The sequence below is a fragment of the Cystobacter fuscus DSM 2262 genome (assembly GCF_000335475.2).
Classification (GTDB): domain Bacteria; phylum Myxococcota; class Myxococcia; order Myxococcales; family Myxococcaceae; genus Cystobacter; species Cystobacter fuscus.
The window spans coordinates 304,449-318,716 of record NZ_ANAH02000004.1 but is presented as its reverse complement, the minus strand read 5'-3'; the positions used below and the strand labels follow the sequence as shown (position 1 = coordinate 318,716).

15 protein-coding genes and 1 pseudogene are annotated in these 14,268 nt (G+C 69.8%); 10 read left to right on the top strand and 6 right to left on the bottom strand.

Annotation, left to right across the window (positions count from 1 at the left end):
- Nucleotides 1–9 precede the first annotated feature (9 nt).
- The 5 genes and pseudogenes from D187_RS49480 to D187_RS51970 all read left to right on the top strand — a co-directional run.
- Entirely contained in the window at nucleotides 10–873 is an 864-nt protein-coding gene (locus D187_RS49480) for a DUF2589 domain-containing protein (protein WP_002621420.1), read from the top strand.
- Nucleotides 874–966: 93 nt separating this feature from the next.
- A complete protein-coding gene (locus tag D187_RS05990; protein WP_002621419.1) occupies nucleotides 967–1,251 on the top strand; it encodes a hypothetical protein in 285 nt (94 codons plus the stop codon).
- 257 nt (nucleotides 1,252–1,508) lie between these two features.
- Complete coding sequence (locus D187_RS05985) at nucleotides 1,509–2,189, top strand: RNA polymerase sigma factor (RefSeq protein WP_002621418.1); 681 nt, start codon at nucleotides 1,509–1,511, stop codon at nucleotides 2,187–2,189.
- 98 nt (nucleotides 2,190–2,287) lie between these two features.
- Nucleotides 2,288–2,956 carry a VgrG-related protein gene (locus D187_RS05980; protein WP_002621417.1) on the top strand — a complete coding sequence of 223 codons (669 nt, stop codon included), beginning with the start codon at nucleotides 2,288–2,290 and terminating at the stop codon, nucleotides 2,954–2,956.
- A gap of 209 nt (nucleotides 2,957–3,165) precedes the next feature.
- Nucleotides 3,166–3,363, top strand: a pseudogene (locus D187_RS51970) (transposase); the annotation flags it as partial.
- Here D187_RS51970 and ybiA read toward each other — a convergent pair.
- On the bottom strand, nucleotides 3,339–3,806 hold the full coding sequence (gene ybiA, locus D187_RS05970; protein WP_281171758.1) for a riboflavin biosynthesis intermediates N-glycosidase: 468 nt from the start codon (nucleotides 3,804–3,806) through the stop codon (nucleotides 3,339–3,341). The pseudogene D187_RS51970 and the gene ybiA overlap by 25 nt on opposite strands.
- Nucleotides 3,807–3,877: 71 nt before the next feature.
- Between ybiA and D187_RS05965 the strand changes: the two genes are divergently transcribed.
- The 3 genes from D187_RS05965 to D187_RS51965 all read left to right on the top strand — a co-directional run bounded on the left by D187_RS05965 (nucleotide 3,878) and on the right by D187_RS51965 (nucleotide 6,076).
- Nucleotides 3,878–4,579 carry a DUF429 domain-containing protein gene (locus D187_RS05965; RefSeq protein ID WP_002621415.1) on the top strand — a complete coding sequence of 234 codons (702 nt, stop codon included), beginning with the start codon at nucleotides 3,878–3,880 and terminating at the stop codon, nucleotides 4,577–4,579.
- A gap of 67 nt (nucleotides 4,580–4,646) precedes the next feature.
- On the top strand, nucleotides 4,647–5,234 hold the full coding sequence (locus D187_RS05960) for a Uma2 family endonuclease (protein WP_002621414.1): 588 nt from the start codon (nucleotides 4,647–4,649) through the stop codon (nucleotides 5,232–5,234).
- Nucleotides 5,235–5,332: 98 nt separating this feature from the next.
- Complete coding sequence (locus D187_RS51965; protein ID WP_002621413.1) at nucleotides 5,333–6,076, top strand: hypothetical protein; 744 nt, start codon at nucleotides 5,333–5,335, stop codon at nucleotides 6,074–6,076.
- Nucleotides 6,077–6,086: 10 nt separating this feature from the next.
- Here the strand turns inward: D187_RS51965 and D187_RS49470 are convergent, their stop codons facing one another.
- From D187_RS49470 to D187_RS05940, 3 genes are read right to left on the bottom strand one after another with little or no spacing between them, the layout of a single operon-like run.
- Nucleotides 6,087–6,719 carry a pentapeptide repeat-containing protein gene (locus D187_RS49470; RefSeq protein ID WP_002621412.1) on the bottom strand — a complete coding sequence of 211 codons (633 nt, stop codon included), beginning with the start codon at nucleotides 6,717–6,719 and terminating at the stop codon, nucleotides 6,087–6,089.
- Nucleotides 6,720–6,729: 10 nt separating this feature from the next.
- A complete protein-coding gene (gene sitA5 / locus D187_RS57480; RefSeq protein ID WP_002621411.1) occupies nucleotides 6,730–8,391 on the bottom strand; it encodes a SitA5 family polymorphic toxin in 1,662 nt (553 codons plus the stop codon).
- Nucleotides 8,388–9,557, bottom strand: coding sequence for a hypothetical protein (locus D187_RS05940; protein ID WP_002621410.1), 1,170 nt, complete (start codon nucleotides 9,555–9,557; stop codon nucleotides 8,388–8,390). The genes sitA5 and D187_RS05940 overlap by 4 nt, the downstream gene beginning before the upstream one ends.
- Before the next feature lie 128 nt (nucleotides 9,558–9,685).
- Here D187_RS05940 and D187_RS05935 point away from each other — a divergent pair, with 128 nt between their 5' ends.
- Together D187_RS05935 and D187_RS05930 are read left to right on the top strand one after the other, a co-directional pair.
- Nucleotides 9,686–11,266, top strand: a complete 1,581-nt coding sequence (locus D187_RS05935) for a CapA family protein (protein ID WP_002621408.1) — start codon at nucleotides 9,686–9,688, stop codon at nucleotides 11,264–11,266.
- Between the two features lie 168 nt (nucleotides 11,267–11,434).
- Nucleotides 11,435–12,733 carry an MFS transporter gene (locus D187_RS05930; RefSeq protein ID WP_002621407.1) on the top strand — a complete coding sequence of 433 codons (1,299 nt, stop codon included), beginning with the start codon at nucleotides 11,435–11,437 and terminating at the stop codon, nucleotides 12,731–12,733.
- A gap of 63 nt (nucleotides 12,734–12,796) precedes the next feature.
- On the opposite strand, the gene D187_RS05925 is transcribed toward D187_RS05930, so the two are convergent.
- Together D187_RS05925 and D187_RS05920 are read right to left on the bottom strand one after the other, a co-directional pair.
- Nucleotides 12,797–13,297, bottom strand: coding sequence for a hypothetical protein (locus D187_RS05925; RefSeq protein WP_002621405.1), 501 nt, complete (start codon nucleotides 13,295–13,297; stop codon nucleotides 12,797–12,799).
- Between the two features lie 120 nt (nucleotides 13,298–13,417).
- A complete protein-coding gene (locus D187_RS05920) occupies nucleotides 13,418–14,242 on the bottom strand; it encodes an acyl-CoA thioesterase (protein WP_002621404.1) in 825 nt (274 codons plus the stop codon).
- Nucleotides 14,243–14,268: the final 26 nt, after the last annotated feature.

The following is a 14,268-nucleotide window of genomic DNA, read 5'->3' as shown; positions in this document are numbered from 1 at the left end:
AAGAGATTCATGGATCAGGCATCAAGCGCATTGCAGGGCATCCCGTTCGAGAATCTGATCGGCGGGCCCCTCACCGCGGCGGTGAAGGCACAGGCGCTGGCGGCGAAGACCAGCGTGGACTTCATCCGCTCGGTGGGTTTCACCGAGAAGAACGAGGTCGTCAACATCAAGTTCGTCTACCAGCGAGACGGCCGCAACGTCAGCCTCGACGTCCCCTTGCTCACCATCGTGCCGATTCCCTACCTGCGGATCGACGACATGACCATCAACTTCAAGGCCACGCTCTCGGCCTCGGGGGACAGCAACACCATCAGCACCGACAACTTCGAGGCCAAGACGGAGGCCTCGGCCTCCGGCGGCTTCTGGGGCCAGAGCTATTCGCTCAGCGGCTCAGTGTCCAGCAAGAAGGACTCCACCGCCTCGGCGAGTTCCAAGTACTCCATCGAGTACACGATGGACATCAACGTGCACGCCGTGCAGGACGACATCCCCAAGGGCCTCTCCACCGTGCTCGGGCTCCTCGGTGAGCAGATGAAGCCCGTCCCGCAGGCCGTCTCGCAGACGTCCATCCAAGCAACCTGGGACAAGATCTACCCCGCCCTGAGCCCGAAGAAAGGCCAGCCAGTCTCGATCAAGGACGCCGATGTGGCGCTCACGGACTCGGAGAAGAAGCCGGTCCCCGGCGTCGCGGTCACCTTCGATCTGCTGGGCAACGACGGCAAGTTGCTCGCCAGCGTCCAGGGGAAGAGCAACAACCAGGGCAATCTGGAGTCGGACCTCATTCTCACGGTCCCCACGGAATTCCAGGGCGAGGCACAGTGGCGGATGAGCATCGACGGCAGGACGAAGCAGGCCAAGGTGACGGTGTCGTAAACCATCGGCGGACAACCCTCTCCGCCCGAAGCTGAACCGGCGGTGCCCGCCCCAGAGGGGGCGGGCGCCGCATTCCATGTCTCAGGAGTCTCCATGCTGATGTCCGACGCGCCGGGGTTTCCGTGCCCCCATTGCGAGCAATCCATCACCACCACGATTCAGCGCCTCTTCTCCGGGCGCATCTACTGCCCTGGCTGCGGACTGGAGCTGCGGCTCGACGAGCAGTCCTCCCAGGAGGCACTGAGCGCGGCGCAGCGCCTGGATGACGCCATGCAGCAGGCGGAGGCGATGAAGGCAGACGCCCTCAGCTTCAACCACCTGCAGCCCCAGACATCCGAGCAGAGCCGCGGCCGCCGCTCCCGGCCTCGCCGCGCCTGAGCCACGGGCCCGTCGCTTCCCCGGGAAGGCATGCTGTCGCCCCTCCTCCCGCCAGGGTTTGAAGACTGTCATCGCTGGGAGAGCCGGCCTGCGGCCCGTGCCCGCACGACCGCTGGCGGGAACCAAGCTCCCGCCACCCCGAAGGCAGTCCCTGACGGGCCTTCCATCCTCTCTCGTTCACAAGAAAACAGATTCGGCGTCCTGGGAGCAGCAACCCGACCGGCCGCAGCCGCTGCGGCCCCAACCCCAGGACTCCCGTGGGTACGGCTCTCTCTTTCTCCAACGCTCTCCACCAGGATTATTCCTCTCAATCTCTGTCTCTGGCTCGGGAGACACGACCGCCCGCGAGTGAAGCCAGGCGGAGCCTCTTCCCCGCGCCCGCCGAGCAGCATTTCCAGGCGATCGTCCGTGTTCGCCAGGCGGAGCTGCTGCGTCTGTGGCAACTCCACCAGCAGGAGCTGCTCGCCCTCTGCGCCAGCCTCTTCCGCGGCAGCCGGGTGGATGCGGAGGATGCCCTGAGCCGGGCGCTGCTGACCGCGATGGAGAAGTTCACACGCTACGCGGACGCCGTCCAGAACCCCCAGGCATGGTTGAAGCGTCTGGTCTACAATACCTGCATCAGCATCCTCCGCGAGCGCCAGCGCGAGCGCAGGCTCATGCTCCCGGAGGCGGAGGAGCAGACCCTGGAGGTCCCGGTGCTCGATACGCCCGAGACGTCCAGTCTGCGAGAGGAGCTGGGCAGACACCTCGAACAAACCCTTCACTCCCTGCCCGAGCGGCTCCAGGCCGCGGTGAGGATGCGGCTCGTGCTGGGTCTGGAGTACGCGGAAATCGCCGCGCGGCTCTCCATCTCCGAGAGCAATGCCCGCAAGCGCGTGCAGCTCGGCCGCGAGCAGTTGCGGCGGCAGATGGCGCGCTACCTGCGTTCCGGCCGCTGAGCGCTCGCGCGCCCACCACGCCCCTGATTCACAGACCCTGGCCTGGGCCGTCTACAGGCGAATCCACCTCGCACGGGTGGACGAAGGGATGGACATACATGGATCAGGAACTCAAGAAGCTGGGCAGGCTGAGCGAGAAGTATGAGACCCCGTACCCCGGACCCAAGGGCGCCGGCGTGGTCTCCACGGGCAAGGGGGATGCCGGGGGCGTCTCCTACGGGAGCTATCAAATCGCCACGAAGACGGGCACCGCCGCCGCCTTCGTGCAGTGGCTCGAGACCCACTACCCGGACATGTTCGACGAGCTGGCGGGGCACGAGCCAGGCACGCCCGGGTTCAGCGCGGCCTGGAAGGTGCTCGCGGAGAGCGATGCGGAGCGCTTCTTCGAGGCGCAGCACGTGTTCATTGGAGAGACGCATTACACCCCGGCGAGGAAGGGGGTGGAGGAGAAGCTGAAGCTCTCTCTCTCCGGCCGCTCCCTGGCAGTGAAGGACGCGCTCTGGTCCTGCGCGGTACAGCACGGACCCAGGGGAGCCTACGACAGGCTCTGGAGGGCGGCGCTCGCCGGGAAGGAGCCGAGCTCGCTCGATGATGCCTCGCTCCTCCAGGCGGTGTACGCGGAGCGCGGCCGGAGGGACGAGAACGGGAACTTGGTGTACTTCTCCAAGTGCAGCGCCGCCGTGCAGCGGGGCGTGGCGCAGCGCTTCGCCAACGAACTCCGGGAGGCGCTCGAGCGGCTCGGGCAGGAAAAGGCTCCGAACGCATAGGGAAGGTGCGCCGCTCCGGGTCCTTCCCGTTCACAGCCGTGCCCTCGCGGCGTCTATTCAGCAAGCGCGGCAAGGGCTTGCGCGTGAAACGCTGTCAATACGGAGCAAGGAGAGTCCCATGTCGCAAGAACGCCATTCCCGGAGCGGAGTGAGCCTGCCCCGATTTAGTGGACATACCTCATAAGTCGGCTACACAGGAGGTAGTGTCCATGGAGCGAAGGAAGAGGCGGAGTTTCATCCCGGAGTTCAGGGCCGAGGCAGTCAAACTGGTTCGCGAGGGCAGCAAGAGCCTGCCCCAGGTGGCCAAGGACTTGGACTTGACCGAGTCGGCGCTGCGCAACTGGGTGAGGGAGACCATCCACGGCGGAGCTGAAGGCCAGACTCAACCCGCGCGCAGCTCATCGCGCAGTTGCATGAGCGGACGGCCCAGCATGTTCTTGCCCCGGCCGTCTCCCCCATCGCCCCAGTGGTCGTCGTTCGCGGTGTGCTCGACGAGCTTCGCGTCCCCCGTGCCGAGCAGCAGCTGGGCGAGCGCCGGGTGTTGGGTGAACTTGGCCCGCAGGGCGTCGCGCATCACGGAGACCTTCACCGATTCCCAGTCACGGCGCAGCTTCTGGCGGCGGTCTCGGCCCAGCTCCGCGGCGAGCGCGGGCGTGCGGGCCTTGCGGATAGCGTCCTCGTGCGGGGTTCCCGCGAACTTCTGGGCCTGGAAGTAGTGCTGCGACGTGGGCCAGGTCCGTGGAGCGGATAGGGGGCGAAGTTCGAGAACTCTCCGTAGTCGTCGGTGACGCTGTAGAACTCGATGACCCCTGGCATGTCCGTCTCCCGGCGGGCACCGTCCGCCGCGCATGAGGAGGGGAAACCATAGACGGCACGTGTCCCGCCGGGCCATCGGCCATGCGCCTCGGGTAGGCTGGGTGCGTGCGTTTCCTGGGCTGGGATTTGAGCGATCCGTTCGCGCGCCGGCCCCGCGCCGTGGACGTGGCCGTGGTGGACACGCACGGGCGGGTGGACTTCGAGCAGCGTGAGTGGCCCGCCCCCGACGGCGAGGGGCGGCTCGACCCGGAGGCCCTCGTGGCCGCGTTCCCCGTGGGGCCCGCGGACGTGGTGGTGGTGGATGGGCCCCAGGCGCTCGCGCGGCCGGGGGAGCGGGTGCGCGAGGCCGAGCGGCTGCTGCGGGCTCCGGGGCGGACTCCGGACGTGCTCCCCGTGCCGGGCGCCCCCTTCCACGGCTTCGTGCGCGGTGGCGTGTTGCTCTTCGCGGCCCTGCACCAGCTCGGAGCCCTGGAGATGTTGGACATGGACACGCCCGAGCCGGGCCGGGCGCGCTTGTTCGAGGCGTTCCCCGGGGCCACATGGCGCCAGCTGGCTGTGGAGAAGTTGGGGAAGAAGTCCTCCCCCGAGGGCCGGGCGGCCAGGCGGGAGCAGCTCGAGGCGGCGGGGCTGCGCTTCGCGGGGAGCAGGCTGCCCACGCATGACGAGCTCGACGCGGCGCTGTGCGCGTGGCTGGGGTGGCTCACCCGCACCGCGCCCGAGCGCATCCATGCCGTGGGCCTGCCCCTGTGGAGGGACGCCGAGGGCTGGCTGCGCGAGGGCCGTATCCTGGACGTGCGGCGCACCTGACCTCGGATGTCACCTCCTCGCGTATGATGCGAGGAGTCTGGCGGGAAGGCCAGGAGGAGGAGCGAACATGGGTTGGGGAAAGCGTCCAGCCACCTACGAGGACATCGAGGCGCTGCCGCCAGGGTGGGTGGGGGAGATCATCGACGACGAGCTGTGGGCGTTTCCACGGCCCTCGAGGCGGAATGCATGGGCGGCGATGGTGCTCGGGGCGAAGCTGGGCAATGCCTTCAGCCATGGGCCGGGGGGCCCTGGGGGTTGGTGGATCCTGAATGAGCCGGAGGTGCACCTGGGCCGGCAGGTGCTGGTGCCGGACCGGGCGGGCTGGCGCCGGCAGCGGGCTCCCGGACTGCTGGATCGGGATGATCCCTTCTTCGACCTGGCGCCCGACTGGGTGTGTGAGGTGCTGTCCCCGTCCACGGCGGCGCTGGACCGGGGGCGCAAGCTGGCCATCTACCACCAGGAGGGGGTGGGTCATGCGTGGCTGGTGGATCCTCGCGCTCACACCCTGGAGGTGTATGGCCGAGGGGAGAAGGGCTGGCGGCTCATCGCCCATCACGGGGGCGAGGAGACGGTGCGTGCCGAGCCCTTCGACGCCGAGCCGCTGGAGTTGAGGCTGCTCTGGGCTCCGAAGTCCACGCCGGCTCCGGGGCCTTGAGAGGCTCCGCACGGCTTTGGGAACCCAACAGGGCATGCCAACCCTCTTGACTTGAATGGTCAAATCCGTTTCCGTGAAGGCTCACGGAGGGGCGTCGCGTGGCGAACGAGAAGAGTGGAGAGGACAGGCGGTTGGGGCCCTTCCGGTTGGGTCGGCGCTATGACGAGGTGGGGCCGGATCTGGGACGCCTCTACGAAGCGCGCCATGCCGCGACGGGCAGGCCCGCCCTGACGCTGCTGCCGGGGGAGCGCGTGGAGTGGACGCCCGAGGGAGACTGGGCCGTGAGCCTCTTCTACAAACGCGAATCCGCCTCGGTGTCGCTGCGAGTGGATGAAGCGCCTCCGTCGGCGCGGGCCTCGGAACTGGCGGACCTCCTCGTGCTGACGGACGCGGCGGTCCGGCGCGTGGAGGACAATCCCAGACTGTCGGAGCACCTCGCGTCGGGGCCTCGGCCCTGGCGTGCCCGGCTCATGCCTGTTCTCGCGGGCGTCTGCCTGTCGTTCGGTGTCTGGCTTCATGTGGTGAGTGAGTCCAGGCGACAACCGTTTGCCTCACCCGCCGTGGTGTTCGAGGCTCCTTCCGAGGGGAAAGCCCCGCTCTTGTCCGACTCGGAGCCATCGGTTCCGCAAACGCTTGCCTACCCATTGCCCTCCAGACCCTTCAGGGATCAGGCCGCGGCGCCCTGCAAACCCCAGGTGGATGAAGTCGAGATCAACGGTGGATGCTGGCTGGCCGTGAAGCGGAGTCCTCCGTGCCTGGACGTGCAGGCGGAGTACCAGGGCACGTGCTACCTGCCCGTCTCGAAGCACCGGGGACGTCCGCCCCAGTCCGCCCAGCCCTGAAGCCCTATCGTCAGTAGACGATGCAGTCGAACTTCTCGATGACGGCCCGGAGTTGTTCCGGTGTGCTCTCGAGCCGTTCCACCAGGGTGGGCGCGTAATAGGTCAGTGCCCGGGTTGGAGCCGGATGGGCGTGGAGATCGCCCACGAGGACGTCACCGACCAGACCCGGCCACTTGGCGCCACGGAGTTCGGGGGCCCTGCGAATGGGGTCCAGAATGGTGAAGCAGGGCCACTTGGGGAAGCGCAGGGGGGTTGGGTCACAGCCCATGATGCGGCAGCCATCCAGACGGGCCTCGGTGAAGTCACAGTTCTCGATGAAACCGTGCTGATACTCCGGTTCACTCCCGTATTCGGGCCAGTGCCCGAAATCACAGCCCGTCAGCCTGCCCTTGAACCGGCAGCCCTCGAGCGAGGCTCTTACCCAGTCCTGATGGTTCTTCAATTCCTGCTTCACCTCGAAGGTGCAGTCAATGAACCGGGCGCCGAGGATGTGTAATCGCCTGGCTGATACCTTCAAGACGACGGTGCAGTTGCGCAGCGTCAGGTTGGGGCCAAGGAAATAGAGCGAGTCTTTGTCTGTCACCTCGAACCGCTCGTTTTCGAGTTCCTTGTTCTTGATGATGACGTTCTCGAGCCAGCCCATGGCCATCTTTCTAAAAGGTGATCATCCGGAAGAATTCAGTCGCCATTCGCCTGCCATGTCGCGCCAGATTCGACTCTGTCCCAGAGAGGATCTCGTATTGGCGGCCTGTGTTGAGGTCAACCATGTCGACACCCTGGCGGTTCCACTTGAGGCTTGCTTGGAATTGTTTTTCCACCTTGGCGTGCACGTAGCGCCCCCGGGCCTCTCGCTCCAACAATCGCGCCAGCCAATACTTGCCCTTCTTCTGGGCCTCGCCGATGGCGAGCCTTTCGTTGGCCGAGAGCCTGTGGGGCCCCCATTCCTTCACAGCCTGGGTGACGACCTCCTGAATCATGTCCCCCACCCTGTCCTCGGCGGGAATGTCCGCCACCGACTTGCCACGTGGCAGATGCCAGTGTTGGCCATCGCTGAGTTCCACCTGTTGGTTGCCGCCCCGGTGACGCATGAGGGTTGCCCAAGAGCGGCCCCCTGGCGCCTTTCCCGCTCCACCGCCCGGTCCCCGCTTGAGCATCACCACCGCGAAGCCACTCTGTGGAGACGTCGCCACCATCTCCACCGCTTCCACCGCCCGTGCCAGGGCCCCCTCCCGTGCCAGTGCCGTCTCTTCGGCCTCCACCCGGCTCATGACGGCGGCTCCGCCCTGGGCCTTCCACTGTCTCCCCGCGAGGCCAAAGCCCGGAAGCGACTTCACCCGTGCCGCCACCTCGCCCATCGTGCGCCCGGAGAGTGAGGCCACCGCCAGGAGCAGCGCCCGCGCCGCGTCCTTTCCCAGCACCTTGCCGAATGCGTCACCCGCCGCGCGCAGCTCCTCGAAGGTGGTGGCCTCGTGCGCCGCCACGGCCATGCGGCTGTACCCGTCCATCAGCTCCCACATGGTCTCCAGCCCCAGCCAGCTCATCAAAATCACAGTCAAGGTGGCGGCCAGTGCCTTGGTGGTGGGTTCGGGCACCACCCACATCATGCAATAGATTGCCACCGTCCAGACGGCCAGGGACACCATCGCCCTCACATCCATCAGCTCGTGCGCCAGGGTCCGCCAGGTCTCGTCGAGCACCGGGCCCAGGGCGAGGGCGAGGGCCAACACCCGCCGGTCATCCGCCCGCAGGTAGGGCCCATCGTCCAGCAGGCCCAGGCAGTCTCCTCCGCCCCGGTGTTCACACCACTTCAGGTACCAGGCCTTCAGGGCGTCGTCGGCCACGGGGGTGAGCAACACCGGGCCCGGCTGGTTGCGTGGCACGAGGGTATAGCCCTGGCCCCGGTACGTCTCCCATTCCCAGTCGCCCCCGCTCTCCACCGTCTCGATGTCTTGCCGCGGCTCGCGCGAGGGGCGCAGCAACACGTGGGCGGCCTCCCGCGGCGTCCCGTGCGCCAGCCGCACGTCGCGGGCGAGCCGCCGGAAGGTTTGCTGGAACTCGCCCGGGGAGATGGGCACCGGCCGGGTGGGGACAGCGCGCGGCTCCATGAATTCCAACTCGTACACGGTGGCCGATTTGGAGCCGGGCTCCGCCGTGAGCGCGGCCTGCTCCCCGGGCTCCGGTGGGGACTCGAGCGATGGTGAGTGGGAGCCCTCCCGGGCGTTGTTCCGGGAGACACCCGTGGCGCACGCGGCGTGGAGGAAGAAGAGGAAGAAGACGATGAGCGGCCAGCCGCCCCATCCGGTCGGGTTCCTCACGCGAGGCCGAGCCGCCCGAGCGTCACCTCGCGCACCCGGGGAATCCGGAAGCGGTAGAGGAAGGCATCGGCGAAGTAGTGCGCGAGCACCAGCGCGTTGGTCACCGTCACCCCGAGCGTCCACAAGGGCTCCTGGCCCAACAGCCAGCGCGTGGCCGCTCCCCCCGTCGTCGAGTCCACCAGCGGCACGAAGGGGCTCTGCGCCACGCCCACGAGGATGAGCGGCAGCATCACCCCCAGCATCGCCGCCCACACCCCTCCCCCGCGCAGCCGCGCGTCCCTCTCCCCCGGCGTGGGCTCGAGCATCCTCCCCGTGAGGAAGAGGTACTCCAGGCCGTGGATGCCCGCGCTGAGCACCACCCCCCACGCCGGCCACACCAGGTACACCCCCACCACCGCCACGTGACTCAGCACGTACAGCCGCCTCGGGCCGCTCATCCCCGCGGGCCCCCGCAGCGCCTGGACCAGTCGCCCCGCGAACACCCCCCACACCCCGAGCAGCACCCACGTCACGGCGTGCGGCAGCGCCCCGTTCTCCGCCTGCCCCACGTTCACCAGCGGCACGTCCCCCGCCGCGTCCGTCACCGGCACCGCCAGCGTGCGCGCCATCATCAGCACCAGCGCGAGCGGGACGAACACCCGCTGCAGCCGCCGCTCGGCCTCGCCCAGCGCGGGCGCTCCCGAGGCCCGCGCCCGCAGCCCGTGCAGCGCCCACAGCCCCTTCACCTGCGACAGCGTATGGTGCGCCGCCAGCAGGTGGATGCACGCGGCGAGCATCAGGTTGAGCTGGGGCGCGTGCTGGCCCGCGTACCACAGCACCCCCAGGCACCCCGCGAACACCCCCGAGGAGGCTCCCAGCAGCAGCCACCCCTGTGAGGGCGTGGTGCGCAACAGCTCGCGCCGCGTGCCCACCAGCAGGAAGGTGAGGATGACGTGTGTGCCGTTGAAGAGCACGTACTGCGACGCCCACCGCCCCAGCGCCCACGAGTACCCCTGGTACCCCTCCCCCGTCGTGTCCGCCAGCCACACCGCCACGAGCGTGAGCAGCGCGGGCACCAGCACGAGGCTCACGTCCACCCGGGGCGAGAACAGCCACAGCCCATCGAAGCGGACGGCCGGAGCGGACGAAGCCGCCGGGGAGGAGAGCGCGGGAGCGGGCGAGGACATGAAGCGCGCACTATAGGCCCTCCGCCCCCGGGCCCGTCCTCCGCCCGGCCGCTCTTCCGTCGAGCACGCCCCGCCCCCGCGGGACGCTCCCCTTCTCCGCCCTCTCCCCCCGTAAGATGCGCGCCCGCATGCGCTCTCGCTCCCTCCTGTTCTCCGTGCTCGCGCTCTCCTCCCTCGGAGGCTGCGCCAACTGGCGCGCCTCCACCGCCGAGCCCATCCGCCGTCCCATCTCCGACGCCCCGTCGGTTCCCCCCGAGGCCAACGTGCCTCCGACGCCGCCGGCTCCGCCCGCGCCTCCCGCCCCGGCTCCCGAGGCTCCTCCCCCCGCCCCCGAGGCGCCGCCCGCGCCCCCCGCGTCCGCTTCCACGCCGGTGGGCACTCCTCCCCTGGCCACCACCGCCGCCGAGGTGGACGCGCTCTACGCCCGGGGCGTCGAGGCCCTCAAGGCCAAGGACGCCCCCGCCGCCCTCGAGGCCTTCTCCGCCTGCGCCCGCGCCGCCCCCGAGCGCGTGGACTGTCAGTGGGAGCTCGGCTGGGCGTATTCGCTGCTCAACCGCTGGCAGGAGGCGCTCGCCGCGTGGAGCGTGGTGCAGCGGTTGGATCCCGCCCACCCGGACCTCGAGGACGCCCTCACCCAGGCCCGGGGCCAGACGGCCCTCCAGCGGCAGCTCGCCCAGCCCGCGGCTCCCCCGGCCCCGCGCCCCCCGCCTCCCGCCGACGCCCGCCTGCGCATCCGCGCCGTGGGCGACGTGATGCTCGGCACCTCCTTCCCCGAGGGCCTCCTGCCCCCGGACGATGGCGCCGCGAGCCTCGCCACCGTGGCGCCGCTGTTGCGCGACGCGGACCTCACCTTCATCAACCTCGAGGGCCCCCTGTGCGACCACGGCGAGACGCAGAAGTGCCGCCGCGGGGGCAACTGCTACGCCTTCCGCTCGCCCACGCACTATGGCCGCTACCTCAAGGACGCGGGCGTGGACCTGGCCTCCACCGCCAACAACCACTCGGGTGACTTCGGCGAGCTGTGCCGCCGCGAGACCGAGGCCACGCTCGATTCCCTCGGCATCGCCTGGAGCGGCCCCGCGGGCACCGTCGCCACCGTGGAGAAGAACGGCCTGCGCGTGGGCATGGTGGCCTTCCACACCTCGCCCAACTGCAACCACGTCAACAACCACGCCACCGCCGCCGCCCTGGTGCGCCAGGTCAAGGCCGCGCATGACCTGGTGCTCGTCTCCTTCCATGGCGGCGCCGAAGGGGGCAAGGCGCTCAACATCCCCCAGGGCACCGAGATGTTCTACGGCGAGAACCGGGGCGACCTGCGCGCCTTCACCCACGCCGTCATCGACGCGGGCGCCGACCTCGTCATCGGCCATGGCCCCCACGTCGTGCGCGCGCTCGAGTTCTACAAGGACAAGCTCATCCTCTACTCCCTGGGCAACTTCGCCACCTACGGCTCCTTCAACCTCAAGGGGCCCCAGGGCCTGGGGATGATCGCCGACGTGGAGCTCGACGCCCAGGGCCGCTTCCTCTCCGGGCGCCTGTTGCCCACGCGCCAGGAGGGCCGCGGCATCCCCCAGCCGGACCCCGCCGGCGAGGTGCTCCCGCTCGTGCGCCGCCTCACCGGCGAGGACTTCCCCACCACCGGCGCCCAGGTCTCCCCCGACGGCCGCATCACTCCCCGCAAGGTCTCCGCTTCGCGTGAAGTGAAGTAATCCGTGCTCCAACGGTTCGCGGCGCAAGCGATTGGACCTCCGACGAATGTGCTGGGATTGAAAAGAAAGGCCTGACGCTCGCGGGTGGAGAAGCGAGCGTGCATTGGCTGTCATCCGGGAGGGGGGGGGCCTGCCAGGCGAGGGCAGATGCGATACAAAGGGAGGGCCGTGCGCGCCCTTCATTTGTCTCGCTATTCATCGCTCCGGGCCTTCGGGCATCGGGATTTCGTCCACGTGTGGTGGGGAACGCTCATCTCCAACATCGGCACGTGGATGGAGACGCTCGCACTGGGCGTCTTCGTCACCACGGTGACGGGCCGTGCCGAGGCCACCGGAGGCATCGCCGCCCTGACCTTCCTGCCCGCGGTGGTGCTGTCCCCGGTGGGAGGGGCGCTCGCGGACCGGTTCGATCGGCGCAAGTGGGTCGCCGCGGGCACGCTCGTGCAGGCGCTGCTGGCGCTGGTGCTCACGGTGCTCGCGCTCACCGGCCGGCTCACCGTGCCCGCGGTGGCCGTGCTGTCGCTGCTCAACGGGTGCACCAACAGCCTCATCAACCCGGCCTTCTCCGCGCTCATCTCCCAGTCGGTGCCGCCGGAGGATCTGTCGAGCGCGGTGAGCCTCAACTCGGCGCAGTACAACCTCGGGCGCATCATGGGCCCGGCGATCGCCGCGGGCGTGCTCGCCGCGGGGGGGATTGCCTGGGCGCTGGCCGTCAACACGCTGTCCTTCGTGGCGGTGCTCGTGGCGCTCTGGCACGTGCGGCCCTCGGAGCGCACGGGGGCGCGGCGGCACGAGCCCCTGTGGTCCGGCATCCAGCGCGGCGCCCAGGTGGCCCGGGACGACGCGGGCATCCGCCTGGCCATGCTGGGCGCGCTGCTGGTGTCGGCGCTCGTGGCGCCCTTCATCGGGCTGGTGCCGGTGTTCGCCATCCGCGTCTTCCAGCAGGGGGCGGCGGCCACCTCGCTGCTCGTCACCATGCAGGGCGTGGGCGCGGTGCTCGCGGCGATGCTGCTCGGGCCCCTCATGGAGCGGCTGGGGCGCCGGCGCCTGCTCGAGGCGAGTCTCATCCTGCTCGGGCCCATGGCGGCGGTGTACTGGATGACGCCCACGCTGCACGCCGCGGCGCTCGCCATCGTGGGCCTGGGCGCGCTCTACATGGCCACGCTCACCTGCATCAACACCACGTGCCAGCTGCGCGTGCCGCGCGAGCTCCAGGGCCGCATCAGCAGCCTCTACAGCATGATGATCGCCGTGGGGTACGCCGGGGGAGTGTGGTTGCAGGGCCTGTTGGCCGACCGGTGGGGTGTGCGCCTCGTCACCGGCGCCTGCGCGCTGTTGTTCCTCGCGCTCGTGCTCACCCTGCGGCTGTTGCGCCCGCGCGCCTTCGAGGCCACCGAGGCCCCGTGCGTGGTGGACCCGGCGCACCGCCCGGCGCCCGCGCTGCACCTGGAGGGCAACGACTTCTGAGGCCGCCCGCGCGGGGGAGACCGCGCGGGCGGGCGGGAGGACGGCGTCCGTCTCCTTCGCTTCCTACTTCGCTTCCACGGTGAGCACCATCCAGCGCTCGGTGCCGTGGTCGATGCGGATGTTGCTCGCCCCGGCCTCCTGGAGCTGGTGCACCACGCGCTCGAGGAACTGCAGCTGCTCCTGCGTGGCGTCCACGAACACGTTCTTCGCGCCCGGGCCCTTGCCGGGCTTGGGCTTCTTGGCCGCGGGAGCCGCGCTGGTGGCGGCGGACTCGACGGTGGGCACCACGCGCAGCGGCGCCGCCGTGGGCTCCTCGGCGGGAGCGTCGGTGTCGTCGGCGTCGTCGGCGTCCGTCTGGGTGTCCTCGGCGCGGTCGGCGCGGGCCTCCGTCTCGCTCAGCGCCTGCTCGCGCAGCTCGTTGAACGTCTTGGCGTTGAGCGAGGCGCCGAAGCGGTCCTTGTACGTCTCCATCGCCTCGTTGCGGCTGATGTCGGGCTGGGAGCGGAAGAGTTCGAGCAGGAACGCGCGGCGCTCCTGGGTCTGATCCTGGGAAATCCTTGCCATGTGTGGGGAACCTCGGGGGGGTAGTCGCGGCGGGCCTCGCGCGGGGCACGGCACGCCGGGCGGCGCAAACTACCCGAGCCCCGCCGCGAGAGGAAGTCACCTCTGGCGCGAGCGTGCCGCTCAGCGTGTCTGGGGGAAGATGGCCGCCATCTGCCGCAGCTGGGCGAGCAGCTGGCCGTCCTCGCTCCACAGGTCGGCGAGCTCGTCCGCGTACCCCAGGGCGGCGTGCCGGGACTGGCCCGCGCGCAGGTAGAAGGACTCGGGCGAGGCGGAGGCGAGCGGCAGGGGGGCGTAGAAGTGCACCGTGTAGTCCATGGTGGCGCCCAGCACGGGGCCGTCCACGCGGGCGAACGCCGCCGGGGGATAGGCATCCAGCAGGCCCACCACGAGCGGCGCGTCGAGCGGCTCGGCCACGCGCGGGCGGATCCACCCGCCCAGCCGCGCCTCGGAGGCCGCGGAGGAGGGGAGCGCGCCCACGCACCAGCGGTAGTCGAATTGGGCGCAGAAGGCGGGCATCGCCTCGGTGGACGCCGAGGGCAGCGCGTGGGGCGTGGGCACCTGGGGTGGGCGCGCCTCGGTGAACACGAGCGGCGTGTCGCGCGAGGTGGCGAAGGTGGCGCTCGCCAGGCACGCCACCTGCCCCGCCTGCTCCAGCCGCGCGGACAGGTGCGAGACCTGACGTCCAGCGCGCTCCAGGCGCACGGTGATGAGCGCGTCCTGCTCGGTGACGGGGGCGCAGAAGTGCGCGGTGAACGAGCGCGGCATGCGCTCGGGCTCGTTCAGCTCGCGCATCATCGAGCGCAGGAGCGCGCCGCCCAGCAGTCCGCCGTAGGAGCCGCGTCCCTGGAACCAGTGGGGAAGCACGCGGCCGGCATAGCGCCCCGCTCCGAGCGCGTTCCAGGTGGTGGAGCTGGCGAAGGGAGGGCCGTGCGGGGGGGCTTTCATGGGCGGTCCCTATACCCGCTGGAAGG